Below are 23122 nucleotides of genomic sequence, written 5' to 3' on the forward strand. Positions count from 1 at the left end.
ATGAAGAATATTATTTTTATCATATTAACGCTGTTTTTAGTCACTTCCTGTGAAAAGGAGATCGACCTTGATCTGGATGACAAAAGCGGAAACATTGTCATAGAAGGTAATGTAACGAACCAGCCCGGACCTTATTTTGTAAGAATAACAAAATCGGTAGCTTTTACTCAAAATAATCAATATCCTGCGGTGACTGACGCTCAGGTGATTTTAAGTGATAACACGGGACAAACTGAAACATTACAATACGTAGGGGACGGAAAGTATAAAACCACCAATTTTACAGGAGTAACAGGACGTACTTATACGCTGAAAATACAGGCTGAAGGAAAACAGTATACTGCTCAGAGTTCAATGCCCGAAGTGGTTAATTTTGATGGTCTGACGCAGGATTCTTTCACATTCGGAAGTGAGACCACCTATACCCTTCTTCCTGTTTTTACGGATCCTGCGGCATTAGGAAATCGCTATCTTTTTAATTTCACCATTAATAATATGACTAAAAAAACGTTTGAAGTATTTTCAGATAACGTTAATAATGGACTGGTGAATCAAAGACCCTTGTTTCTCCCTAACGAGGATCAAGATGATGATCCTACCGACCATAAGGTAGTGCCCGGAGATACTGTTTATGTAGAAATGCAGTCCATTGATCACAATATATTCACCTATTATTCTGCTCTTCTGCAGATTTCAGGGGATGGAGGTGCTGGCGGAGGTGTAACGCCTTCCAATCCTCCAAGTAATATTGATCATGGAGCTTTAGGATATTTCTCTGCTCATACCACACAGAAAAAAAGTATTGTGATTCAGTAGATGACGATCACGATTGTATCAATAAAGGCTATTCCGACGTTGGGATAGCCTTTTTTGTGAACCACTTGTCTTGAAAAGTACAGATCATCACTTTATTGTTTTCTATATTATATTTAAAAGTATTGGTCAGATCTTTTTTGAACAAAGCTTGAATAAAATACCACGAATAAAATCATACTAGATTATTTTATCATTTATTTACGGCCTTCCAGAATACATTAAACTGTAAAATAAGGCTTAAACAGTACCATATGAAAAACAAATATTGTTTCTTCCATCAACTATTTTCCAACTTTAACAATAACGAATTTCTCTTCATAAGACTCAACAGTACTGTCTTTTACAGAAGTGATTATTTTTTCAATATTTTTATTATGATAATAGTAGTTTCTCTTATAACTAAAAGGTGTATCGAAGTATTTTGCCTGAAATTCTATTTCATCCAGTCTATTTTTTTTCGTTTTTATTTTAGCTGATGTTATGGTTGAATTATCTGGCCAGTATGGAAGTTCGCTATTTTTTGGAAGCATAAAATCACACCCATTATATCCATCTTTGGTATGTTTACAATTTTCTTTGATCATGCGTTCGATTTCCAAGTCCTTTTTGAGAAAATTGAAATTAGTAATTGGAACTTCATCCATTGAAAATGTATTTTCTGATGCAACGATATCTGAAAGTTTACTATAGTAATTGATATACTTAATATTTCCGGTAGTAATTCTTTTTTTCTGTTGGTCATTATACTTAAATTCCTTTACTATCAAGTCATTTTTATCTCTAGTAAATACTAAAGAATCACTTTTTATTGAGCTACCATATACTCTTGCATATTCACTGTCCACATGAAAATAATGAACTGTTTGAATATCATTATTACTCAAATAAATTACTTTGCCATCATGATGTTGAGATTGGCAGTTAATATAAAAAAAGAATAGGATCAGATATAGATTACTTCTTTTCATTAGGCTTCTTTTTTCTTGTTTTTAATTCTTTCCAAAAAATAGTTCCTAAATACACTGCTCTTGACTCAAGTGCTATTGTATTCATAGTAGAATATTTATTGTTTGGATTTTTACCTGGTGTATATTTTTCCTCAGGCGCTTCAAAAGAAGCTCCCAATCTTTCCACTCCTTTCTTCCATGCACTATGATGTGCAGCAGAAATTGACCACCCCATTGTATTCATATGGATTTCAAACTTCCCTGTTGAAAATCTATCATCTTCAATTGAAAACGCTGCCTGTTCAGCTCCATCCCACATTGTCGCTCCATTACTAGGGTCTTCATTTGTTGTTAGTGATCGGATAATTGCTGATAATGCTAACTGCATCTTGGTATTATTTCTTTTTCCAATTTTTGTATTTCTAAATAAAATTGCCTGTTTGCTGCTAATACCATATGCTACCTTATTTATTTTATGAACAGATGCTATAGCCAGCATTTCTAATTCAAGCTCTTCTTCAATTCCAATATTACTTCTATAAGCTGAACTTTCACCATATATTGTAGATGCTTTTTCTACAAATTTTTGATGTAGAATATTCTTTTCTTTTTCTTTTAATAAGCCAGATTCTTTATTTATTAATGACCATTTTTTATCTTTTTTAGCTTTATCATATTCTTCCTGATTTGATAAATAGACTTTAACACTCTTTTCTAATCCACCTAAATAATACCCCCCTTTAGTATAGTAAATATATTCTATATCTGATTGTGTTTCCGGTACCGGCGCCCCCTTCGCATCAACACTTTCAGGCTCGTTGACCTGTCCGGATGTTATAAACTCTATCTTTCCGGTTTCAGGTGGTATATTACCCGGCATTTTGCCTGTCCCCGGTAATGTTGATTTTTTTAATAATACATAATTCTCCTGTACTTTAGCGGTCCCAAAATCCTGCCATTCTGTGAGAGATATCATCTGAAAACCATCATAAAATTTAAAATTGGGAATCTGCTTTTCTACAATTGTTCCGGTAAGTTTCCCTTGTGTGGTAGGTACATCAGTTAAAACTTTAAATTCACCTAAATGGGCATTGAATTTTATCTTTGCTCCATGTATTGCCAACAGCAATCCATCTTCTACTTTGTCTTTTTCATCATTTTCAGCACGTTTGTCTTCCATTTTCTGACTGTTAGCAGCCTTTATCTGATCACTTTCCTGTGTTGTCCCCTGATTTTGAGTTTCGGGAACGGCAGCTTCTGTATCTTTATCTAGCCTATCCATAATAATGAATGTTTTAAATGGGTATTATGTTTTTTGATTTCTATAAAACCTTCCTCATAATGATCTCCTTTGAATACAAATAATCCTCTGAAATGATCAATTTCTGTTGGGTTCAGATTTTCAGGAGTAATCGTTAACGTTATTTTCTCTCCATCTTTTACAGGAGTCATGATTTCTGTAAAGCCATCTGGAGATTCTCTCTTTCTCCCTGTATCAAATGACTGTAATAAACCATTGAAAAGCAATCCAAACATATGGTAACCGCCTAAAAAATCGATGAGCCTGCTTTTATCTTCAAGGATACTGCTGATCTGACTGAAATAGTGATCTATGACTTCCCCTTTGTGGGTATCTGAAAGCCTGGCAACTATTTTTATCCATCTTAAGCGAAGAAAATTAACATTATTAACTTCAACAATATTTCCTTCTTGATCAACAGTTAATTCCAACTCATCAAACAAATAACTAATTTGCTTTAAAAATTTCCCCATTGCATTATCATCGTCCGAAAAAATAAAATCAACAACTAAAACATGGTATTTAAAATGGTCTTTTTCATTCCCTAAATAAAAGATCTCAGCTATTCTCACATAACTTTTTTCTCTACAATAAGAAGTATCAGAATTAGAAATAAATAGCGTTTCCAATCTATAGGTTTTGCAGAAACTCTTCAGAGGATGTTCCAATATCAATTTGTTTATAGTTTAAAACTCCATTCTTTTCCGATCATCAGTGGGTGAATAAGCAAGACTATCCATTAACGTATTAATTTTTGCAGATCGATGTAAATATCTATTCTTCAGTTTTCTAAGAAGATAATCAGACTTATATGCTGTAACCACTACTTCTTCCAGTTGTTTAGCAGGAATTGCACGGTCAACAGGAGTTGCTACAGGGACCTCTACATTCCTTTCTTCTTCAATTTTCGGTTCTTCTTCATGTTTAAAATTTCCTTTAAGTGTCCAGTTTTCATTCTTTTCTATAATGTGATCTTTCATATATGCTTTTACTTCATCTAAGAAAGTATCATTCAAAGCATAATCTGCCATTACTTTTGGATAGAACAGGAAATTATCATCTTCATTAAGATAGGGCAAAGCGTAATCACACATAAAATGAAGTGGAATAAAACTGTATCCTCTATACAGATAACGGGTTCCGGTAAGTGTGTATTTCCAGTGTGCTTCAATAGCCAACTGATCTTTTTTAAACCAGCCCTGCTCTATTAATTCATCTTTAAAAGCGTCTAATGATCTTGAAAAATAAGCTTTTTCAAGCCAAACGTATTCTTTCTCGGTCACTCCTTCTACAGGGTCTGGCTGGTATCCGTTTTGACTGAGTTCTGCAGAAGACATTACATCATGATTGTAACTTCCCCCCACATCACTGTGTACCCCGGGAAAATTCCTTTCAATACCTGATTTAAGGTCTACCGGAAGGAATCTTGTCAGGGAAAAATTTTCCCGATGTTCATCAGCAGCTGTAAAATGTACCGCCTTTCTCGGGGAACCCAGCTCATGCAAATGAAGGTCACCCACTTTCTTCTTAAAGCTAGGAAGCAGAAGACATGTAGGATCATAGGAGGCTACCGTATCATAAACACCTATAAATCTAACATTAACAGTCATGGAATTTACTAGTTCCCGAGCTAATCCAGCTTTTAAAAGGGCTGTACCAAGGTGTCCAAATTTAGGAAGTACTCCATCTTTCACCCATGATTTTTCAATGGACATAAATTCACTTGTCTCGTGGTCTACATCAATTTTTGATGCACCCTGCACAGGTGGATAATAAGCTTTCGGTGTATATGTTCCCATTTGTAAATTATAGGCAAAGTTTCTTGCTGCTGCTGCACCACGGCTAAATCCGAAAATATCAACAGTTAAAATAATTTCATCAATATCATCTTTAGACTTATCTTTTCTATCTTTCACATTTTCTGCAAGGGTTTTACATCCATTTCTTACTTTTCCTACAACTCCTGTTTTCCCACGACCATATTTAAAACCTCCTCCTTCATCATCTGCTTTATCAATGGTAGCAATACCTTCTACATAAAGTGAATAGACATCTCGTTTCGTACACATATACTTTCTTGCAACGTTGGTAAAATCATTACCAAAACTATTGTCATCCTTAGCGTATTTTTCAAAAATTCTTCGTTCTTCTTCCGTTGCAGAAACATTGCTGAATTCTCCTTTCCTCTGAACCTTTTTGCGTATTTCAGTATTTTTTAGATTATTTCTGGTTCCATCGAAGAATATTCCACAGGTAATCTTTAAAGTTCCCGGTGGATCTGGCAACGGATTGCCCGTATTATAAACAAAGGTTTTACTCATGGTTAATCTTTGTATTTTGTTTTACGTACCATAATTTTACTGTTTTTCAACCAAACCTGCTTGTCCCCGCTCACTAATTTTACAGAAGCAGTGGTTTTAGGAATATTAACGGTAATCTTTAATTCGATTTTAGCATTAGGATCATCAGAAGAAATTTCTTTAAAGGCCGGAAAAATTTCCTTTTCATCAAATTCTACATTACTGACATATCTATACCCGTCAGCACCGTCTATCCATAAAATTTTAATATCATTTGCAGCAGCCCTTTTTTTAAGGGTATCCCATTTTAGTTCATTAGGAATAGTACGATTATATTTTTCTGCCAGGATTTCTCCAAAGGTTATTTCCATTTCACCATTATAATGAAAATAGGTAACTTCTTTTGTTTTTCCATTGTCAGGGAGTTCAACCTGTACATTCCAATTATATTCTTTTCTATAGCTGTCCCATAATCCATAAGGGATGGGTTTACCTTCGTTTGCCTTTACCACTTCCGGTGGAACAATTCCAAATTCATGTATAATTTTACGTTGATATTCAGGATCAAACATGTTTTTCTGAGGTCCGGGACTCAAAGCATCTATTTCAGACTGCGGTATTGTTATTTTCTTACCCTGATATCTTCCTATTTCCACTTGTCTTCCTGCTCCGGCAATCCAAATTACAACCACACCGCCTGGAGCAAAACCTACAATAATCTGGTTATAGTTTTCTTTTCTTGGGTTTGGATTATCTCCATTTGAAGGGGTATAATAGCCGTTTCGGAAAAGATCAATCATTTTTCCATCATCAAGATTTGTATCGATCTCATAAAATATTTTTTCAGCATAGGAAACCCAAATGACATGCAGATGATTAGGAACGCTTTTTTCTCCGTTACTCATCCCTCTGTTTGCTTCCCCCCATGATCCACCGGTTGTTCCACTATACAAACTGGTAAATTCCCCATTTCCGGATTCCAATCCTCCGCGATAAACATCTACGGGATAACCTAATGGGGCTGAGGTAGCATCTAGCCATTCATATTTCGTCATTGTTTTTGTTTTTTGATGCTCTTTCTTTTCCTGACACGAGATCTGAATGAAGAATAATAAGCTTAATAAATATTTTAGTGATTTGTTCATTGTTTAGAAAAATTATTCTTTAACCCATTCATACATTTGAGTTTCTGTTTAATAATAACTTTAAGTCTAAATGACCAGATGAATTCAGATCCGTTTTCAGCCTTTATTTACCTTGGCGTCTATTTTACCAAGCATTTTCGCAACTCCCGCACTCTGTAATAAAATATCACCATTCTTGGCGTTATGAGTAGTGGTAGAAGTCGTCTCTTTCAAATCACCCGTTATATTGATGGTTTTATTTTCATTTACGGTCTGTTTGTAGTTCTTTGAAGTGAACTGATGATTGTTTATAATATGAATGGCATTATCATTCCCGACACTTGTTTTCATATCTTTTCCAACATTAATACTAAGATTTTCACCAGCATTAAAAGTCATGTTTTTAGGAGCGGTAACTACAATGTTCCCTGCTCCGTCCATGAAGTAATTGTTGCCGCTGGGATCAATAATATTAACACTTCCTTCTGCATCGTTCATTAAAATTCTGATTCCGCTTCTCGTCTGTATGGATTTTAAATGATTATCCACACCGCCTCCTAAAGCGGTCCCTCCATGAAACATTCCTCCCATCACAAAAGGCCTGTCCGGATGGTTGTGTACAAAACCTACCATCACCTGATCTCCCACTTCGGGTATGGCTACATATCCTCTGTTCTGGCTGATCTGATCTGTCCCCCCTGCATCTGGAGCCATCATCCGGATAAAATTGGTGTTGTCGTTCAGCTGCCAGTCGAATCTTACGGTCACCCTTCCCTGTCCCTGAGGATCAGTATTGGATATTACGGTGGCGATTTGCGGTTGTGCAATCGGTACAACAAAGTCCGGTTTTGGGATATATCCTGTATCTGAAGCTATAGCTTCAAATCTTCCTGTATAATTTCCCAAGGTATCCACTTCATGAATAACGTCGGCCATCATCAGTTTTGTAAAATAGTCCGTCTGGCTGCTATCTGTTTTCCGCATCTTAATATCAGCAATACATCCAGGGTATAAAAAAGGAAGGGTTGTTCCTCCCGATACGGTAAAGACTTCTACAGCCCTGCTTCCTGATGTAGCGGTTTGGGAAATAACCACATCCATATCGGTGGCAGCTTTTATGGGAGCAACCTGTAATGATAGAGTTTTGAATATTCCATTATTGTTTTGATAGGCGGTTTTTGCTAAATTTCCCATATGCTGAATGGGGGTTTCTCCGGAACTGAGTTTCGTATTGGAACTGCTGTTGTATCCGTAAAAACTAGGTTTGATATGTACTGCTTTTAATTCAACACTAACATCGGAAACATTACTTCCATACACCAGTTCCAATGCTTTATTCTGGGGTGGCATATTTCCAAAGTGCAAAATTTCACCATCATAATAGAACTGTTCTCCATAGGCTTCTGCCATTCTGCAAAGATAATTGTAGTGTGTTTCTTCGTACTGAGCACTATAGAGAATTTGAGAAGATGCTTTTGCGTTGATTTTCACATCAAATTTACTACTTTCGATTCCCTGCTTGATGATGTCGGTTGCGATGATGCCCATATTGACAGGTTGCGCTCCACCAAAACTTTGGGTATGAGGAGCCGCATCCAATAAGATGGTGGGACTGTAGCCCTTCAATACTATGTTTCCAAGACTGTGATTTTCCTGACTGAACCCTACCTTTGTAATAACCCCGACAAAAGTTCTTTCCGGACTATTCTCAACGTCTTTGTACGTGATATTTACAGTCAGCCTTCCTCCTAAAAACCTGTTGGCTTGTTCAAGCTCATGATTTTGTTTTTCAGAAAGCGTATCATTGGCAAGGACAAGTTCAAATTCATGATGCTTTTTTACACTTTGCTGCAGACGGAAATATTTAAAGTGCCTGATGATCTTGCCATCAATCACAATACCCAGTTTCACCACACGGTTGATTCCAGAAATAGTATTCTCTGCAATCTTATCGGAATTTGAGATATTTTTATCCATAGTATTTAATGTTTTTTCAGGGTTCTTACTTTAAAAAAATATTATAGATGCTCTATAAAGTTAAAAAGTTTTCCTGTTATAAAATCACATGACTGGACCTATTTTTAAACTCTCAATAAATGTATGAGTGATCCTGTCTATTAATATCAGAATGGTAATCATTACAGACAAAAAAAGACAGAACGGCATTCCTACCGCCGGATACACCATTCTGTCTGATATTTTTTAAAAATTTTTAAGATGTTACATTCCTAAGAAGTAGGCCATTCTGCCTTGTAAGAAGAGTTACCCAAATCGATCACCTCTGCACTTACAATGAAACTGATGTACATACTGTTTTCATCTACTGCATCGAAATCTACTTCGTGCTGAATCACATATCCGTTCTCCCACTTCAAAGTAGTGAGTGTTCCTTCTTCGTGAGATTTGTTGAATATTACTTCTCCGGTTGTAGGCTTATATTTTCCGTTAAGAAGGCTTTCCAGAATATCAGACTTTTCTGTAGCTTCTACTGTAATTTTAATCAGTGCATTAGATGGATCTGATGCTACTCTTCCGGATACGTCTGTGGAACGGGACACACTATAGTTAAGTTTTAGTAATTTCTGTCCTTCGCCACCGTTGAATTTAAGAATTCCTCTTGAGTTTTTGTCTGCCATGATTGGTCAATTTTAATTATTAATATTTTGTGATTTGATGTTTCTTATTTCACCAAATATAGAATACTTATTTTAGAAAAAGGCCGTTTAATTATAAATATCAAAAAGTGTAGTACTAGTACTACTAACACTCGTTAGGTTGTATTAGTAATGTAAATCAAATGTTTATAATATCAGAAGGCAATTCAATGTATTACAGGTATTGTACCTACTTCACATCAAAATACTTCTTAAGATCGGAAATATTTTTTATTTTCAACTCCTCAGACTGTTTTCTGCGCATCATCAACGCATAGGAATTATTAAAACCGAGCGGTTTTAACCATTGAATGCCATACTGTTTTTCAAATTCAGAATTGCCATTTTTCATTTAAAATAGAAAGAATATTGCCTGAAATGTCGATGGGCATGTACGTAAAATCCGTTCCTTTTTCAACAAGACATTTAAGTAAAAAAGTGGATTTCATCACGTCTCCAGCACCCAGTTCATTAAATCGAACGGCTCGTTGTCAGGAATGATTAATTGGGCAAGATCTGCGGTTTTATTTTTGAAAATATCGAGTTCACCTTGGGTAAGATAGTATTCGGGCATTGCCATAATCTTCTGAAAAAGACGGTCTCCGGTGTTATCATAAAAATATTTTGAAGATAACCTTTTCGGACTGCTTTTTAAGCCTTCCAAAACATCCAAACGAAAACCATCAACATGCGTATTTTCAACCCTCAAATGTGGGTTTAGCTTTAAATTCATATGTTTTAATTTGTGTGGTTTTTAGTTAACTACAACTATCTTGCCGCTCCAACATTGAATTTACAAAAAAATATTTTCTATCGTTTCATTAACTTAAATATTTGCTTAATTGGAATAAATGATGTTTCCCGCAACTCTTAAATAACTCTTTATTTTACAACAATCTCCCAATCACTGAAAATAAACATTATATTTGAAAAAACTATACAAACATCTACTATGAAAAAGTTCTCAATATTGTTCTCAGAACATTCTGTCAGTATTTATTTTATTGGTCTGATCAGACTGAAAATTCAAAATTAATATCTACTTCTAACCTATTACCATTACATTAAGCTACTATCACGTAGCCATCATCAGAAAATATATAGAAAATGCTGAAATCTGCTTTAATTTCAAGTTTGGTATGTCTCACTATTTTTTGCTTTGGTCAAAAAGTGAAAAATAAAAAAAACGATTTACAACAGAAAACATATCTCTTGGATAAACTCATGAAATCTGCCTATGATATGGGGATATTTAATGGTAATGTTCTTGTTTCACAAAATGATAAAATAATTTACAAAGCTTCGTTTGGTTTTTCTGATGCTGCAAAGACCACTCAATTAACAGATAAATACAGATTTCATTTAGGCTCTATAACTAAGGAGTTTAGTGCCATTGCGTTATTTCAATTAAAAGAACAGGGGAAACTAAAACTATCTGATCATGTTTCCAAATTTATTCCCGAACTTCCTGTCTGGGCCAATGAAGTTACCATAAAAGATCTGTTGCAATATACAAGCGGAATTCCTAATGTGAATTGGAAGAAAATCAAAAATGATGCAGATATTTTCAATGATTTATTGTTGATTGACCATCTATCTTTTAAGCCGGGTACTGATTATGATTATAATAATAACAATCTTTTTCTGAGACAATTTATTATTGAACGTATTGCAGGAATTCCTTTTAAAACCTATGTTGAAAAATTTATTTTCAAGCCTTTGGAAATGAATACTACCCTGATGACTCCTTTTGAAAACGAAAAAAACATTGCTCAGGGATTTAACAATCAAACAATACCAGATCGTGCAGAACTACCTATAACTGGTGGAACTTATACTACAACTCTTGATTTATTGAAATGGGCCCATAGTCTACATTCCGAAAAAGTTATCAGTAAAAATTCTCTTTATGAATCAGGTCAAAGTTTTCATATTTCAGATAGCCAATCAGCGTTGGGAAATGCCAAATTTGATAATAAAAATTTAAAAGAACATCTTCATGATGGCAGAGCGGGAAGTTTTGAAGCCATCTTATTTTCAGATGTTCAAAACAAAATAACGATCATTTTACTCAGTAATAATTACAACGGAAAAATTTTTGATATTTCAGAAGCCTTACAGGCGATTTTAAAAAATGACACATTTAAAACGCTGCAAAAATAAAGACATCAATATTCAATTGTAATAATTCTTATAGAGTATTGGTTTGCTTTAATTCATACTCAATTTCATCGTCGTCTAAATCTGCTGTTTTCACAAAGTTAAGCCGTTCCAGTAGCTTAATGGCCGGACCATTTTGTTGACTTGTTGCTGCCCAGATCCGCTTTAACCCCATTTGATTTAATCCAAAATCTATAGCCAGCAACATTCCATTGGTCATATACCCTTTGCCATAATATTGTGACAATAAAACACAGCCCAGTTCTCCTTCTCCTTTATCCAACCCACGGTAATAGCCACAGGTTCCAACGATTTTATCGGTTACGTTGTCTACAATTCCCCAGTGAATGGAATTCCCGTCCAGATAATCCTGATTGATCTTAGCCTGCATTTCTGCTGCCTGCTGAACAGTTTTTGCCTGGATGGCATCGTAAAATGAGATTTCAATAAGATCATTAAGGTCTGCATCCTTAATCTGTCGTAATGATACCCTATCGCCTGTTATGTATGGAAAATAATCGTGTTGAAATAGTTTCATGCTTTTTAGTTTTTAATCAGCCCCTAAGATATGAATAGCCCAAGCGTCACTCATGCTTTTTTAGGAAAATTTTAAATTTAAAAAAGAGTTTTGGATCATTATTTAATATCAAACTTTATTCTTTCGGCAAAATTAGGAGCCTCAAAACAGCTTTACCAATTTCATTTAAAATAATTGATAAAATCATTTTACCATTTTAAAAAGTGAATTATTTAAATGACAAGGTCCTATTTTAAATTCAAAATGTTTTAATCTTCTATAAGATTGATAGTGAAACAATTTTCGAAAGATTAAGACTAATGAAGTAGTTAAGGATACTGGACAAAAATAGTGCATTATCTAAATTTTCTGTTTTTGTTCTTTTGTCTTGAAACAAAATGAACCAAAAATTCAAGGCTGGAAGCTTTCACTAAAAATTAAAACTTGATCCTAAAATTTCCAAACTCGTGCGGAAAGAATGTTTCTGCTTCGTTTCAGTTGATGATCGCGCACTCAAACAGTGGAAATTTTTTAACGGATAAAATTTTAATTTTCTTAACGCTACAGCTTCCTAGGCCGATATTCGACAACTCTTCAGCAATACTTACATTAATGAATTGTCCTCATACTTCATTTTATTAATCAGAGGGTTCGCATACATTGTTAAGAAAAATTCTTTTGAAACGGCATCAGAAGGGTCGATACGCATGTCAAGTCTTCGGACAAACAGTTGTTTTTCCTGTTCTGTATATTCTGAAGCGTATGTATCCGTGTTGTGAAGCAGGTCATAAGCGATAAACTTGGTCGGCCAAAGCTTATAGTTCTGTATGATTGAATCATCAATGATCTGAGCAATAGCCTGCAGCTGCTTGTTTTTGTTTTCAAAATTGAGGGCAATATCATCCAATTCTGTATCCAATATATGACCGGCATGCAGGTGAATACGTTTCTTTTGGCCTAATACTCCACTAAGCATGGTCATAAAATCTTCATCCTTACCCTTAACGTATTCCTCATCTCTGTGCTTGGCCAGAAGCTGTGGCATTTTTAAGGAATCAGTAGGATCATATTCATAGGAAATAGATATCGGAACGATCTTTAATGTTTTAAAATAATCCGTCAGAGAAAGATCTCCGGCAGCCATCGCAAGCATTTTTAAAACACCTTGTTGCGTAGCATCATTTCCGTCTTTGGTTCTTCCCTCACGCTGGGCGATCCAAACGGAGCGCTTTTCAACATGCAGAAGCTGCTCAATATACTCAGACATGATCTGGGAGCTCTTCAGCTGTTCACGGATCGGCAAACCTCTCTGGACTAAAAAGTTACGATTCAGTTTTGCTAATACATGCAGTAATGTTTTCTGAACCAGATTGTCACCAATGGCAGATGAAGTCATGATAAACTCCTTCTCCAGCAACACGAGGTTGAGCAGTGAGGTATCCAAAACAATATCCCTGTGGTTGGAAACGAAAAGGTAGGGGGTATTTTTATCCAGCTGATCAAATCCCGAAGTCGTTAAGCCTTCAGAGCTTTTCGCGAGAATCTGACGAATGGTATGGGCGATAAAATTGTGCTGAAAATCACTTATCGAATGAATACTCTTAAACTGTTCTCTCCAAACCTGCTTATCAACATCAGGAAAAGTGAAACTCATCAGTGCTGTCATCATAGGATCACGGGCTATACTCCGTAACGCTTCATTTACTTCATGATCATAAAAAGGCCTGATTTCATCGAACTTCGACATGTAATTATTTAAAAATTAAAACTATTTTGCAAAAGAACAAAAATTTATCGAGGGTACGCTACAATGTTTGTTAAAGTATGTCATTTGTCGACATAGCAACTATGTTCTACATACCATTGAATTATTTACCGTAGAATTATTCCCACAAAAAAATGTTTAGCCGGCTTATATTCTCCTCTATTTTCCCAGGAATTAAAGATGATCATTGTACAGACATCGTTGGATAAGCGGCCACATAGGTTTTCAATAATTTACCTTTAGCAGAGTATTCTGAAACCTTATATCCTTTATCGGTATCTATCATCACTTCATAACTGCCGTCTTTTTTGATTTTTTTACTTTTACCTAATCCGTATTTGGTTTCCTTACTGATCAGCTCCCCTTTTTCATCAAATTTTTCTTCCATCCAAGTAGCCTCTTTTTCAAGATTCTTAGTGCTGGTACGGCTTTCTACTTTATTGGTTTTCCCATAATAAAATGTACGTGTGCCTTCCACGTCATCCTCAACATCCCAGCCGGAAAGATTCATGCTTTTGGAATAAACAGCTTTTCCATCTATCGCTCTTGATTCGCTTTTAAAATCACCATTTGGTTCAAATTCTTTCACATAGAAAACACCCTGGTCAAAGTAACAGGTTTCTATAAGTTTACCGTTTAGCTTTTTGTCGATTCTGATCAGAATATCGTCTTTATACAAGCCCTTAACAACGAAGTTTTTATCAGGTGTTTCAAAGTTCATTTCACCATCAATTTTACCTGAGTCATTCACTTCAAATAATGATTTAACCGTTTTATCATTTTTCCCTTCTTCATCCATGAGCATGATGTATTTTCCGGGAGCCAATGTTCTACCGTCTTTATACCTTGCATGCTGCGGCTCATGTTTCTCCATTTCTTTTCCGATACTGAAGTCCTGTAAATCGCTTTGTTTAATAGTGGTCTGAGCATTTGTAAAGACAGCGGTGACCAGCAGTGAAAGGATACCTATTTTAAGTTTCATAAATGAATATTCTATTAGTTTTTTGATCCGGTTAAGATAGAGATATTATTCCACACCAAACTTCCGATAGAAAGTCAGATCTTTCATAAGATAAATCAGGACATAGCAGGGGCTATTCCCAAAGTGCGAGAGCCAAAAAAACTAAGAATTGGATGGTCTACTCTGAATCTTTGTTGAAATAAATATTTATTTTACTTTTTCCAAAAGATATAATTTCGACCCTGAAAATGCCAGTTTAGGCATCAGATTTCCTTCCAGCACCATGGTTTTATTGTTGACATCAATAACTGAAATATAATTATTGGAATTGTATTCTATATAGTTTTCTTTTTCTTTGGTGACAGGATTTTTACCGAATTCCATAGCGTATTTTACCCAGTCTTCCTTTTCAGAACTGCAGTGTACAGGTTTGAATTTGGATTTTTTAGCCTTGAAAATAATCTGATCAAAACCTTCCGTACAGTCCGAAGTAAAGGAACTTTGCGGATTCTGATCATTCGTAAAGTCTTCAAAAGAGCCTTTATAAGCTCCCACTACTTTCCAGGTCCCGTCCAATCGGTCTTCGTCTATTTTGCCTTTTGCCTTACTTACGGCCCAGCTAATTCCATTGACTGTTCCTTTTACAGCTTTATAGCTGACATTCACCGCTCCCTTTACCACTTTGGCAGCGGTGGAAACCACGCAGGAATTCAGGATAAAAGCAACTGAAGCGAGGAATACTATTTTTTTCATATCATCAAGTTATTAAGAATACGAAGATAAGATTTTAAAAATATTATGTTCAGTCCGGAATGTAGATTTAACCTCTGGTCCGGTTTTTCATGATTGATTTATCAGGAGAATAGATTTTCATCCATATAAAAACAGCAAAGATTTACATCATTGCTGTTTCGCATTCTAAAGTTTTCAAGGATAATGACTGATCGTACAGTTTTCATAGCTATTTTTGAACAAAAATACTGTGCGGAATAAGAATATCATCCCCTTCTCTGCCATACTGTGGTACAATAAATCCTTTAGGCTCATATCGGTTGGTCCCTGAGTTATAATACCAGTTGGCACAACCGCTTATCTGGAGTTTAATGTGATAGATATGATCATAAGCCTGCTGTTGAAAAGGCCCAAAATCAGGGAGGGATTGATGCAGATCGTTTAGTTCCTGGCCATACGCATCATGCAGTCTCATCGCTTCTGTACAGGCCTCCTGATAGGTAAGGTTATATTGATGGCTTAAAATGAAGATAATATTGAGGCTTTCACTTTCTATTTCAAGTTCTTTTTTCAGAGAGGCAAAGTCATTTTGAATCACTATAATCAGAGAGAGCAACTCTCTGCAACGTTGTACAAGAGGATGATTGTAGATAAAAACTGGTAGCGGAGAATTCGTTGCAGGATCTATAAGGTCTCCATAAGGCCACATCCCGATTGAATATTTCCGGAAACTCAGATAATGTGGAAGTAATGGATAGGTTCTTTTTTCAGCTTGCTTAAAAGGAATCTCCTCTATCATGCCGTACATGATAAACTCATAAAAGTCAATGGCCACTCTGTCTATCCAGAACCGGGGCATAAATGTTTCCCATTCTTTTCTTGCCTGTGCCATCTGCCGCAGAATACCTATTTCATCCGGCTCGGGATCTTCACCCATCATGACATCATATACCCGCTCTGCTATCGTTTTCAGTTCTTTTGCCGGAGTCATTCCGAAATAGTCATCAAACAATGTGATATAGATCATCAGCCTGGCACAGGGACGCATCCGTTCTATGCTGTCACAGGTAGGGTTCATATAAGTGGCAACCCGCGACAGAAGCTGAGGTTTACATCTTTTTATTCCCTCTTCTGAAATAAAAGTATAATCTTCATCATACCAGTCTTTTTCTTCGTCATCAAAAGCATTGGCAACAGGACTATTGACTGTAGGCCAAGGGTAATGACATTTTGGAACAATTAATTCTTCTCTCATGGATTTTATCTTTAAATGAAAAATTATTAATGATATTATATTTGGTTTAGTTTTGCTTTTGGATCCTTTGCTTGTGAAAATTCCATTGCATGGTAAAATAGAAAGTCCGGTACAGCATACTGATCCTACGTATTGTGGTGCTTTGGTTACACCGGAATTATAACGGACAACCGCTTATTATCAATTTAAATAGTTTTCATATCATCACTGATTTCTGGCCAGGCAAAACCCACTCCTCCATGTTTGTATCTTTCAGTTTCCAGATAAAAAGAATTCACGCCCTGAAGTCCAACTCCTGCATAATAAACGAACTTGTCTACATGCTCCTGATATTCACCAAACTCACGGTATTCAGCATGTAAGGCAAGTACTTTTGCCAATTCTTCATTATGGATGCGGAATGCCTGTGAACAAGCATCCTTCAATGAGAGATTATATTCCTGTTGCAATACAAAAACCAGGTTAAAAACCTCCGTACCCTTCGCCATTTCTTTTGGCAGCGAGTGAATATCATTTTGCCATGCAACAACCAGGGTCATATGAGATATCATTTTCTGAACGACAATATGCTCAAAAATATGCTCCGGAAGAACAAGACCTGATTCAATCTCACCTAAGATCAGATAGGGGCGCATAAGAACAGAATATTCACGAATTGTTTTGAAAAGCGTAAGTGACGGCGGACGTTGTGCTATTTTGTAAGGGTACTCCAATTCAATCCCATATCTGAAGGACTGATAAAAATAGTAAATAAAACGTTCCACCCATAGGTCGGGCATCAAAGCGCGAAATTCATCCCTTATTAACGCCATATGTTGATAGAGAGCATTTTCGTCCTCCTTTGGTTGTGCACCCTTGAGAATGTCTACACAACGAGTCCGTAACTGTTGGATTTCCTCCAGAGACGAATGCTCCACCTGATCATCAAGCGCCACGTACTGAAGCATAAACCTGTTACAGGGAATAGTCTGTTCATAGGTCAAGTCCGGCCACATACGGGCGGTGCACATGTGCAGTCTCATTTTTTTGTATGTTGTGCGTTGTTTTTCTGTCAGGAAAGTGTAGTCATTGTCAATCCATCCGTCCATATCTTTCCCCATTTGTTCTGCATGTGGATTGATAAGGTCAGGCCAGGGATAATGGCCGCGTGGCAGATAATCTTTTGAATTATATTCTTCTGGTTTCATTTTGTTTAAAGTCTAAGTTTTTAAATTATAGAATAGTTATAAGTTTGGTCCTCTTTATATTTGGTTCAGCTTTTCTTTCAACTCCCTTGCTTCCGGAAATTCCATAGCATTGTAACGGCCAAGTTTTGTAGAGATGTTCTTCCATCCACTCAGGACCATGCTCATATAATGAACCCAATTCACTACGGCATCCTGCCAGATCCCAAAGTCAGGCAGAGAAGCCTGAAGGGCTACAAACTCTTTCAGATCTTCATTATGAAGGCGGAGATCTTCCAGACAGGCATCTTCCAATGAAATTTGCCGTTCGTGCTGGATTACTTTAACAATATTGTAATAGACACTGTCCGTCGCCTCATCTTTCACCACCGATTGCACTTCGTTGAAATAGGTAACCAGGTGGCAAGCCAAGGTCTGCAGACGACAAATCACCGGATGCTTGTGGATATCGGGAGGCAGAACAATTCCCGTTTCCACCTCTGTAAGCTGAAGAAAAGGATACAGGCAGATAGAATTTTCCCTTAACGCAATACATTCTTCTATGGTTGGAAACATCTTTTTTTCCTTGTATATGAGCTCAGTTTCCAACCCTGTAAAATACCTGCTGATCATCTTTGTAAACCTGACGATAGATTCCTGAGGAATAAACTGCAACAGCTCCTGCCTTAATGAGGCCAGCATAGCTCCCAATGGTATTGTAGATTCTGCAGCGCTTATTTCACCATTGAGAACGGCAACCGACTGGGTGTGTATATTTTTAATATCACCGGATACGCTTTCCTCATACAGATCGTCATTGTACAGCGTCCACAGCATCAGTCTGCAGATGGGTTTGAAACGCTCAAGTGATGCGGTAGGAAACCACTGAGCAGCGATATGCGCCGTTTTGGTTTTTTTGTACTTTTTGCGAAGATCAGGATTCTGCTCATAAAGCCACAGATACTCCCCATCTATCCACTGATTTTCAGTAATTTCCTGCAACTGGTCTGCATGGGGATTCTTTAACGTCGGGAAGGGGTAATTAAATTTTTTGTTGAGTAGTTCAAGTGTGTTCATGGTTTTATAGTTTTTTAAATTTTACATAACGGTTATAATATAGATGAGTATAGTTAGAGCAAAGTCGTTCAATATGAAATGGACAGGATCATGCGGATATAGGATGCATCAAACAACATTTAAGTATACATTTCGTCGATAAATTGTCTGTCTTTAAATGTCACTTAACCTATCGTTTCATTCTTTTGATGTAACGAAACCCGGACTCGTATTGAAAATAGTTTTAAAATAAATTAATCCCAACCTAAACAGTATTGACTGTAATTTGGCTAAAAGGAAAGGTTGATCAAATAGCAAATCTTTATTCAGATTGACCTTATATTTTCTTTAATAGGTATTAATGGGGTTTGGAATCCGGAACAGGTTCACTACTGAATGGTATTGTCAAGAAAAATTTTCATAGATTTAAATTTAATGATTGATGTTTTTATGGTATTAGTTTATAAGAATGAAAATAATAAAAAAATGCGATATGATTCAAATTTATTTCACACTTATTTGATATTAATCAACGTAACACACTGATGTGATACTATTAATAAGCTTTTAAGCATGCAAAAAATGTTTAAGGATCGTTTGAAACATGACTTTTTTTACTTTTTTTATCATTTTCCCGGCCTACTTATCTCCTATTTTTAGTAGGGAGAAGTCAAAATAATTGCCAAACAGTAAATTTGCTAAAGAAATTCCTTTATGATTAAATTATTATTTTTTGTGTTATTACAGCCCAGATCTAATTATATAAACTGTATTTTACTTAAATAAAGCAGCCTTGCAACTTCTTGTAAAGCGCAAACAAAATTACAAATCAGGTGATTTATCATTATTTCATTTACACAATTAAACACAAAATGCCCTAAAAAATATCTATTTCAATATCAACATCTATTTCTTCTATTTTAATATCGTCCCTATTTTCAAATAGAAATGTACCTTTTGCTGTAAAAGCTTTATTGTAGGATATATCCTTATTCTCTTTACCTGGCTCTACTATGACGTTAAAAGAAAAAAAACCGTCATCAACTGAAAATTTTTTATTGGGAATATCAACCCAAATATCCGTTGGATTAATGTCTACTCTCCAATGTTCACAAGCATAATTTTCTGGTTGCGTATTGTTCAATACATCATTCCATACATTATAATCACTGCTTAGTTTTTGTGCAATGTGATCTCTGATTTTATCAATTTCCATAGTTAATAGTTTTTGGTGTTAATCAAAATTGAAAAGAACTTATTATTAAACCACCACAGATCTGCATAGATACCTCCTCAGCCTCCTCATCGGCAAATACACAAATATCACAGACAATATCCCCGCCAGCACCCCAACAAGCACCGCCATGGCAGTGGCGTCCAGTTTATAATACTTTGACAAACTGAATTGTGCCAGCATCAATACAGACAAAACTAACAAGCCAGTAATGAGACCATGCACAATACTCAGTTTCGTCATCAGTTTCTTCTTATTGAGCTGATCATCTACGGTAAATTCAATGGCACCCTGCTCGGAAGCAATGATTACCCTGTTGATAATATCGATGGTAAGGACTACCGGTAGGAATATAGCCATAGGAAGGGTTAGTCGGGCCAGATTTTGAGTTCCTGAAAAGAAGTGCGTATATCCTAATTCCTGAAAGCTGGCATACGCAATAATGAAATTGAAAAATACATTGGGAAGGACATAATAAATCGTGCGCTTGATTAAAAAGCGTTTCAGGGTGGTTTTCTTGAGTTTTTTAGGTTGCGCAGGCTTCAGTTTAAATTTCATAAAGACGAGGTCAGGAGTTCAATGGCTTTATTTTTAATTTTCACAGCTTCTTCTTTCGGAAGGAAATGCTCGTTGGACATAAAGGTAAAATCCATTTGTTGGTTGTACGTTGTGGTTACCAAAGTATTCGAATTCAGCCAAGGAAATGCAACCGTTGGGCTGATGATCGTTTCCAGTTGAAAATGCTTATAATCATTGGGAATATCAATTCTACCCATATTGGATAATGTGATATCATGCCCTCCTTTACTGGATTTCAACATAGCAATCATACGATCTACCACCGGATGCATCTGCTCGCCCATCCACAAAAGTTTTCTCGCTTCGATCTTATCTATTTTCTGAAGAAGATCTTTTTTGATCTCTCTTGCATTGTCCATGACATCCTGACTGCCCTTTTTTAACGGAAGTTCGACTGTTGGTGCAAAAGCAAACAGATGATCTTTTCTGATCTCGGGAATAAAGTGACGCACATCCACAGGACTGATCACTTTTCCTTTCGCCTGCTTCCCCTGTATTTCTTTAAAAGCCTGCATGTAGGCCGCACATAGCAAAGCATGTACGGAAATACCGTGAGCTTTACATTTTTCAGTGATTTGAGTTGTCATTTGGGAGTTTTCCTTCCAATGGATGACATAGTTTTTCCCGAGATTTCTTATTTTGCTTTTTCGCTGTATCATAAAAAAGAACCGGGCCATCAGCAGGTAAATACTGGCTTTCCGTTTTTCTTTTTTCGTATTGAAATCCAGAGGCAGAAAATCATCAACGGAACTGAATACCGGATAAGGATTCATCTCAAAAGAAGGATCATCCAAAAGGCCAAGAAGTTCCCGCATCAGAGTGACAAGGGAAGTTCCGTCGCAGATACAGTGAGGCAATACCCAAAGGATTTCCGAAGCACCCTGTCCCTTTACCCATACCAGTTGGGCAAGCGGTTTCTTTTCGTCTTTAAACAGCCGGAACCACTCTTTTTCAGATTCCCGCAACCAGTCCTCATCCGTTTTCCGGTCAACAATACGGAGCGGAATCGGTTCAATCTCTTTTTCTTCTGTAAAAAAAGGATACTTTTCACTGTGCCTATTAATCCTGGTTCTCAGCAAAGGGTGCTTCTGCTGGATTTTCGTCAAAGCAGCCCTAAAGTTTTTTTCAGGGATTTCCCCTTTGATTTTTGCGGTAAATACACAATTGACCGGTGTTTCTGGATCAACGTACATAATCCTTTCCACCATCATTAATTTTCTTCTGATCATAATACAGATATAGGATCTAGTTGTTCTTTTACAGTCTGAATCACTTCATCCCGGATCGCTAACGCTTCAGCATACGGTAAATATCCTTCGCTTCCTACGAAAGAAAAATCCATTTCTCCATTAAATGTTGACGTCACCATCGTTGTCGTATTTCCCAACGGACCAATCACAGAAGGACTGAAAATGGTCTCTAGTGTAAAATCCTTGTATTGATGAGGAATCTGAATGCGTCCCAGATTGGAAAACATACAATCATTGGAAGATTTTCCATGTTTTAAAAGCTTGGTAAAATTCTTCAAAGCATCATGAGCAGACTCCATCACCATCATGGTAATGTAGGGATTCAGTTTGGAGGTCTTACGCTCTACAGACTCCTGCATCAGTCGTAAATTCTCAGAAAAGCTTATTTTATGATTTGCTGAGACCACGATCATCAGACCGAAAGCGAAAATATGGTCTTCTTTGATCTGGCTGGCAAAGCGCCTGATATCTACCGGACATGAAACCTTATTGAAGGAAGCATCCCCTTTTACCTTCCTGAATGCCTGAAGCACCGCTGCACATAAAAACGTGTTCACCGTAACTTCCATTGATTTGCAGTAGGCAATTAATTCCCCGCTCATTTCTTTGTCAAATTTCCAGTGGATCAGGTAATCGTTTTGCCGCTCAACTGCTTTTTTACCAACTGGAATACACTTGATGGCTGTTGCTGCTACCCTACCAATCACTTTCGCTTTCAACTTTTGTCTGCGGTTCGTCAGAATGTCTGCCGGAACTACATCATGAATTCCCAGTATCGGATTTTCTACTCCAATTTCCGCTGCCGGATTATCCAATATCGTTAAAAATTCATAGAGGAAAGCCATCGCAGAACCTCCATCACATAAACAATGGTGAAAAGAAAAAAGCATATCCGAAACCGCCTCTCCTTTGATCCATATGAACCGGAGAAGGGGTTGCTCCCCATAATGAAACAACGTCTGCCATTCTCTTCTGGATTCCTCCTGCCAGTCGTTCTCCCCTTTCCTGGAAACAATTCGTACTGGTATCGGCAGATGTTTTTCCAGTACTTCAAACCAGGGGATATTTTTTTCATCATGGCTGATGAGTGCTCTCAACCACGGATGTTTGCCCTGAAGCTGGCTCAGGGCATGTTGAATATCTTCTTCCTTAAAGATACCCCGCAAACGGAACGGAATCACCGCATTAAAAGGTTCTGTTCCGTCACCCAGCAGCATGCGCTCACCAAATAACAATTTTCGTTTCATCTGTAGATATCTATCTTTTTTAAAGGTCATATGGAATCGCGTCGTCTTTATCAGTGTCTGTA

23 protein-coding genes are annotated in these 23122 nt (G+C 36.6%); 2 read left to right on the forward strand and 21 right to left on the reverse strand.

Features of this window, described 5'->3' with window-relative positions; translation table 11 throughout:
• On the forward strand, window positions 1–816 hold the full coding sequence (locus tag HHL23_RS05680; protein WP_169233842.1) for a DUF4249 domain-containing protein: 816 nt from the start codon (window positions 1–3) through the stop codon (window positions 814–816).
• A 281-nt stretch (window positions 817–1097) separates the two neighbouring features.
• On the opposite strand, the gene HHL23_RS05685 is transcribed toward HHL23_RS05680, so the two are convergent.
• The 10 genes from HHL23_RS05685 to HHL23_RS05725 all read right to left on the reverse strand — a co-directional run bounded on the left by HHL23_RS05685 (window position 1098) and on the right by HHL23_RS05725 (window position 9874).
• Window positions 1098–1784: a hypothetical protein gene (locus HHL23_RS05685; protein WP_169233843.1), complete on the reverse strand. Its 687-nt coding sequence runs from the start codon at window positions 1782–1784 to the stop codon at window positions 1098–1100.
• Window positions 1771–3045 (reverse strand): hypothetical protein, encoded by a 1275-nt coding sequence (locus tag HHL23_RS05690; RefSeq protein ID WP_169233844.1) that lies wholly within the window; start codon window positions 3043–3045, stop codon window positions 1771–1773. Before HHL23_RS05690 ends, HHL23_RS05685 begins: the two co-directional genes overlap by 14 nt.
• Window positions 3033–3692, reverse strand: a complete 660-nt coding sequence (locus HHL23_RS05695) for a hypothetical protein (RefSeq protein ID WP_169233845.1) — start codon at window positions 3690–3692, stop codon at window positions 3033–3035. The genes HHL23_RS05690 and HHL23_RS05695 overlap by 13 nt, the downstream gene beginning before the upstream one ends.
• 57 nt (window positions 3693–3749) lie before the next feature.
• Window positions 3750–5384 (reverse strand): T6SS phospholipase effector Tle1-like catalytic domain-containing protein, encoded by a 1635-nt coding sequence (locus HHL23_RS05700; RefSeq protein WP_169233846.1) that lies wholly within the window; start codon window positions 5382–5384, stop codon window positions 3750–3752.
• Window positions 5385–5386: 2 nt separating this feature from the next.
• Window positions 5387–6508, reverse strand: a complete 1122-nt coding sequence (locus HHL23_RS05705; RefSeq protein ID WP_169233847.1) for a DUF2931 family protein — start codon at window positions 6506–6508, stop codon at window positions 5387–5389.
• 96 nt (window positions 6509–6604) lie between these two features.
• Window positions 6605–8464 carry a type VI secretion system Vgr family protein gene (locus HHL23_RS05710; protein ID WP_228464641.1) on the reverse strand — a complete coding sequence of 620 codons (1860 nt, stop codon included), beginning with the start codon at window positions 8462–8464 and terminating at the stop codon, window positions 6605–6607.
• A 251-nt stretch (window positions 8465–8715) separates the two neighbouring features.
• Window positions 8716–9123 carry a type VI secretion system tube protein TssD gene (gene tssD, locus HHL23_RS05715; protein ID WP_169233848.1) on the reverse strand — a complete coding sequence of 136 codons (408 nt, stop codon included), beginning with the start codon at window positions 9121–9123 and terminating at the stop codon, window positions 8716–8718.
• 208 nt (window positions 9124–9331) lie between these two features.
• Window positions 9332–9493, reverse strand: a complete 162-nt coding sequence (locus tag HHL23_RS05720) for a glycine betaine ABC transporter substrate-binding protein (RefSeq protein WP_169233849.1) — start codon at window positions 9491–9493, stop codon at window positions 9332–9334.
• Entirely contained in the window at window positions 9474–9590 is a 117-nt protein-coding gene (locus tag HHL23_RS22725) for an L-histidine N(alpha)-methyltransferase (RefSeq protein WP_262889214.1), read from the reverse strand. The genes HHL23_RS05720 and HHL23_RS22725 overlap by 20 nt, the downstream gene beginning before the upstream one ends.
• Window positions 9590–9874 carry an L-histidine N(alpha)-methyltransferase gene (locus HHL23_RS05725; RefSeq protein WP_262889215.1) on the reverse strand — a complete coding sequence of 95 codons (285 nt, stop codon included), beginning with the start codon at window positions 9872–9874 and terminating at the stop codon, window positions 9590–9592. Before HHL23_RS05725 ends, HHL23_RS22725 begins: the two co-directional genes overlap by 1 nt.
• A 437-nt stretch (window positions 9875–10311) precedes the next feature.
• Here HHL23_RS05725 and HHL23_RS05730 point away from each other — a divergent pair, with 437 nt between their 5' ends.
• Window positions 10312–11304: a serine hydrolase domain-containing protein gene (locus HHL23_RS05730; protein ID WP_317174667.1), complete on the forward strand. Its 993-nt coding sequence runs from the start codon at window positions 10312–10314 to the stop codon at window positions 11302–11304.
• A gap of 28 nt (window positions 11305–11332) precedes the next feature.
• On the opposite strand, the gene HHL23_RS05735 is transcribed toward HHL23_RS05730, so the two are convergent.
• The 11 genes from HHL23_RS05735 to HHL23_RS05785 form a co-directional block, all read right to left on the reverse strand.
• On the reverse strand, window positions 11333–11839 hold the full coding sequence (locus HHL23_RS05735; RefSeq protein WP_169233850.1) for a GNAT family N-acetyltransferase: 507 nt from the start codon (window positions 11837–11839) through the stop codon (window positions 11333–11335).
• Window positions 11840–12422: 583 nt separating this feature from the next.
• Window positions 12423–13565 (reverse strand): 1-acyl-sn-glycerol-3-phosphate acyltransferase, encoded by a 1143-nt coding sequence (locus HHL23_RS05740; protein ID WP_169233851.1) that lies wholly within the window; start codon window positions 13563–13565, stop codon window positions 12423–12425.
• A gap of 202 nt (window positions 13566–13767) precedes the next feature.
• Complete coding sequence (locus HHL23_RS05745; protein ID WP_169233852.1) at window positions 13768–14565, reverse strand: hypothetical protein; 798 nt, start codon at window positions 14563–14565, stop codon at window positions 13768–13770.
• A 186-nt stretch (window positions 14566–14751) separates the two neighbouring features.
• On the reverse strand, window positions 14752–15297 hold the full coding sequence (locus tag HHL23_RS05750) for a hypothetical protein (RefSeq protein ID WP_169233853.1): 546 nt from the start codon (window positions 15295–15297) through the stop codon (window positions 14752–14754).
• Window positions 15298–15505: 208 nt separating this feature from the next.
• Window positions 15506–16531 carry a terpene synthase family protein gene (locus HHL23_RS05755; RefSeq protein WP_169233854.1) on the reverse strand — a complete coding sequence of 342 codons (1026 nt, stop codon included), beginning with the start codon at window positions 16529–16531 and terminating at the stop codon, window positions 15506–15508.
• A gap of 185 nt (window positions 16532–16716) precedes the next feature.
• On the reverse strand, window positions 16717–17718 hold the full coding sequence (locus tag HHL23_RS05760) for a terpene synthase family protein (protein ID WP_169233855.1): 1002 nt from the start codon (window positions 17716–17718) through the stop codon (window positions 16717–16719).
• Between the two features lie 54 nt (window positions 17719–17772).
• Window positions 17773–18771, reverse strand: coding sequence for a terpene synthase family protein (locus HHL23_RS05765; protein WP_169233856.1), 999 nt, complete (start codon window positions 18769–18771; stop codon window positions 17773–17775).
• Window positions 18772–19627: 856 nt separating this feature from the next.
• Entirely contained in the window at window positions 19628–19966 is a 339-nt protein-coding gene (locus HHL23_RS05770) for a hypothetical protein (protein WP_169233857.1), read from the reverse strand.
• Between the two features lie 45 nt (window positions 19967–20011).
• A complete protein-coding gene (locus HHL23_RS05775; protein ID WP_169233858.1) occupies window positions 20012–20542 on the reverse strand; it encodes a hypothetical protein in 531 nt (176 codons plus the stop codon).
• Window positions 20539–21792, reverse strand: a complete 1254-nt coding sequence (locus HHL23_RS05780; protein ID WP_169233859.1) for a condensation domain-containing protein — start codon at window positions 21790–21792, stop codon at window positions 20539–20541. The genes HHL23_RS05775 and HHL23_RS05780 overlap by 4 nt, the downstream gene beginning before the upstream one ends.
• Window positions 21789–23060 (reverse strand): condensation domain-containing protein, encoded by a 1272-nt coding sequence (locus HHL23_RS05785; RefSeq protein WP_169233860.1) that lies wholly within the window; start codon window positions 23058–23060, stop codon window positions 21789–21791. Before HHL23_RS05785 ends, HHL23_RS05780 begins: the two co-directional genes overlap by 4 nt.
• Window positions 23061–23122: the final 62 nt, after the last annotated feature.

The organism is Chryseobacterium antibioticum, from assembly GCF_012927325.1.
In the GTDB taxonomy this organism is placed as follows: domain Bacteria; phylum Bacteroidota; class Bacteroidia; order Flavobacteriales; family Weeksellaceae; genus Chryseobacterium; species Chryseobacterium antibioticum.

Bases quoted from the DNA above. Each gene is read 5' to 3' on its own strand.
- HHL23_RS05705 (WP_169233847.1), bottom strand. From the start codon at position 6,508: ATGAACAAATCACTAAAATATTTATTAAGCTTATTATTCTTCATTCAG.
- HHL23_RS05700 (WP_169233846.1), bottom strand. From the start codon at position 5,384: ATGAGTAAAACCTTTGTTTATAATACGGGCAATCCGTTGCCAGATCCA.
- HHL23_RS05720 (WP_169233849.1), bottom strand. From the start codon at position 9,493: ATGAAAAATGGCAATTCTGAATTTGAAAAACAGTATGGCATTCAATGG.
- HHL23_RS22725 (WP_262889214.1), bottom strand. From the start codon at position 9,590: ATGAAATCCACTTTTTTACTTAAATGTCTTGTTGAAAAAGGAACGGAT.
- HHL23_RS05770 (WP_169233857.1), bottom strand. From the start codon at position 19,966: ATGGAAATTGATAAAATCAGAGATCACATTGCACAAAAACTAAGCAGT.
- HHL23_RS05710 (WP_228464641.1), bottom strand. From the start codon at position 8,464: ATGGATAAAAATATCTCAAATTCCGATAAGATTGCAGAGAATACTATT.
- HHL23_RS05750 (WP_169233853.1), bottom strand. From the start codon at position 15,297: ATGAAAAAAATAGTATTCCTCGCTTCAGTTGCTTTTATCCTGAATTCC.
- HHL23_RS05755 (WP_169233854.1), bottom strand. From the start codon at position 16,531: ATGAGAGAAGAATTAATTGTTCCAAAATGTCATTACCCTTGGCCTACA.
- HHL23_RS05760 (WP_169233855.1), bottom strand. From the start codon at position 17,718: ATGAAACCAGAAGAATATAATTCAAAAGATTATCTGCCACGCGGCCAT.
- HHL23_RS05690 (WP_169233844.1), bottom strand. From the start codon at position 3,045: ATGGATAGGCTAGATAAAGATACAGAAGCTGCCGTTCCCGAAACTCAA.
- HHL23_RS05745 (WP_169233852.1), bottom strand. From the start codon at position 14,565: ATGAAACTTAAAATAGGTATCCTTTCACTGCTGGTCACCGCTGTCTTT.
- HHL23_RS05735 (WP_169233850.1), bottom strand. From the start codon at position 11,839: ATGAAACTATTTCAACACGATTATTTTCCATACATAACAGGCGATAGG.
- tssD (WP_169233848.1), bottom strand. From the start codon at position 9,123: ATGGCAGACAAAAACTCAAGAGGAATTCTTAAATTCAACGGTGGCGAA.
- HHL23_RS05725 (WP_262889215.1), bottom strand. From the start codon at position 9,874: ATGAATTTAAAGCTAAACCCACATTTGAGGGTTGAAAATACGCATGTT.
- HHL23_RS05685 (WP_169233843.1), bottom strand. From the start codon at position 1,784: ATGAAAAGAAGTAATCTATATCTGATCCTATTCTTTTTTTATATTAAC.
- HHL23_RS05680 (WP_169233842.1), top strand. From the start codon at position 1: ATGAAGAATATTATTTTTATCATATTAACGCTGTTTTTAGTCACTTCC.
- HHL23_RS05740 (WP_169233851.1), bottom strand. From the start codon at position 13,565: ATGTCGAAGTTCGATGAAATCAGGCCTTTTTATGATCATGAAGTAAAT.
- HHL23_RS05780 (WP_169233859.1), bottom strand. From the start codon at position 21,792: ATGATCAGAAGAAAATTAATGATGGTGGAAAGGATTATGTACGTTGAT.
- HHL23_RS05765 (WP_169233856.1), bottom strand. From the start codon at position 18,771: ATGAACACACTTGAACTACTCAACAAAAAATTTAATTACCCCTTCCCG.
- HHL23_RS05775 (WP_169233858.1), bottom strand. From the start codon at position 20,542: ATGAAATTTAAACTGAAGCCTGCGCAACCTAAAAAACTCAAGAAAACC.
- HHL23_RS05785 (WP_169233860.1), bottom strand. From the start codon at position 23,060: ATGAAACGAAAATTGTTATTTGGTGAGCGCATGCTGCTGGGTGACGGA.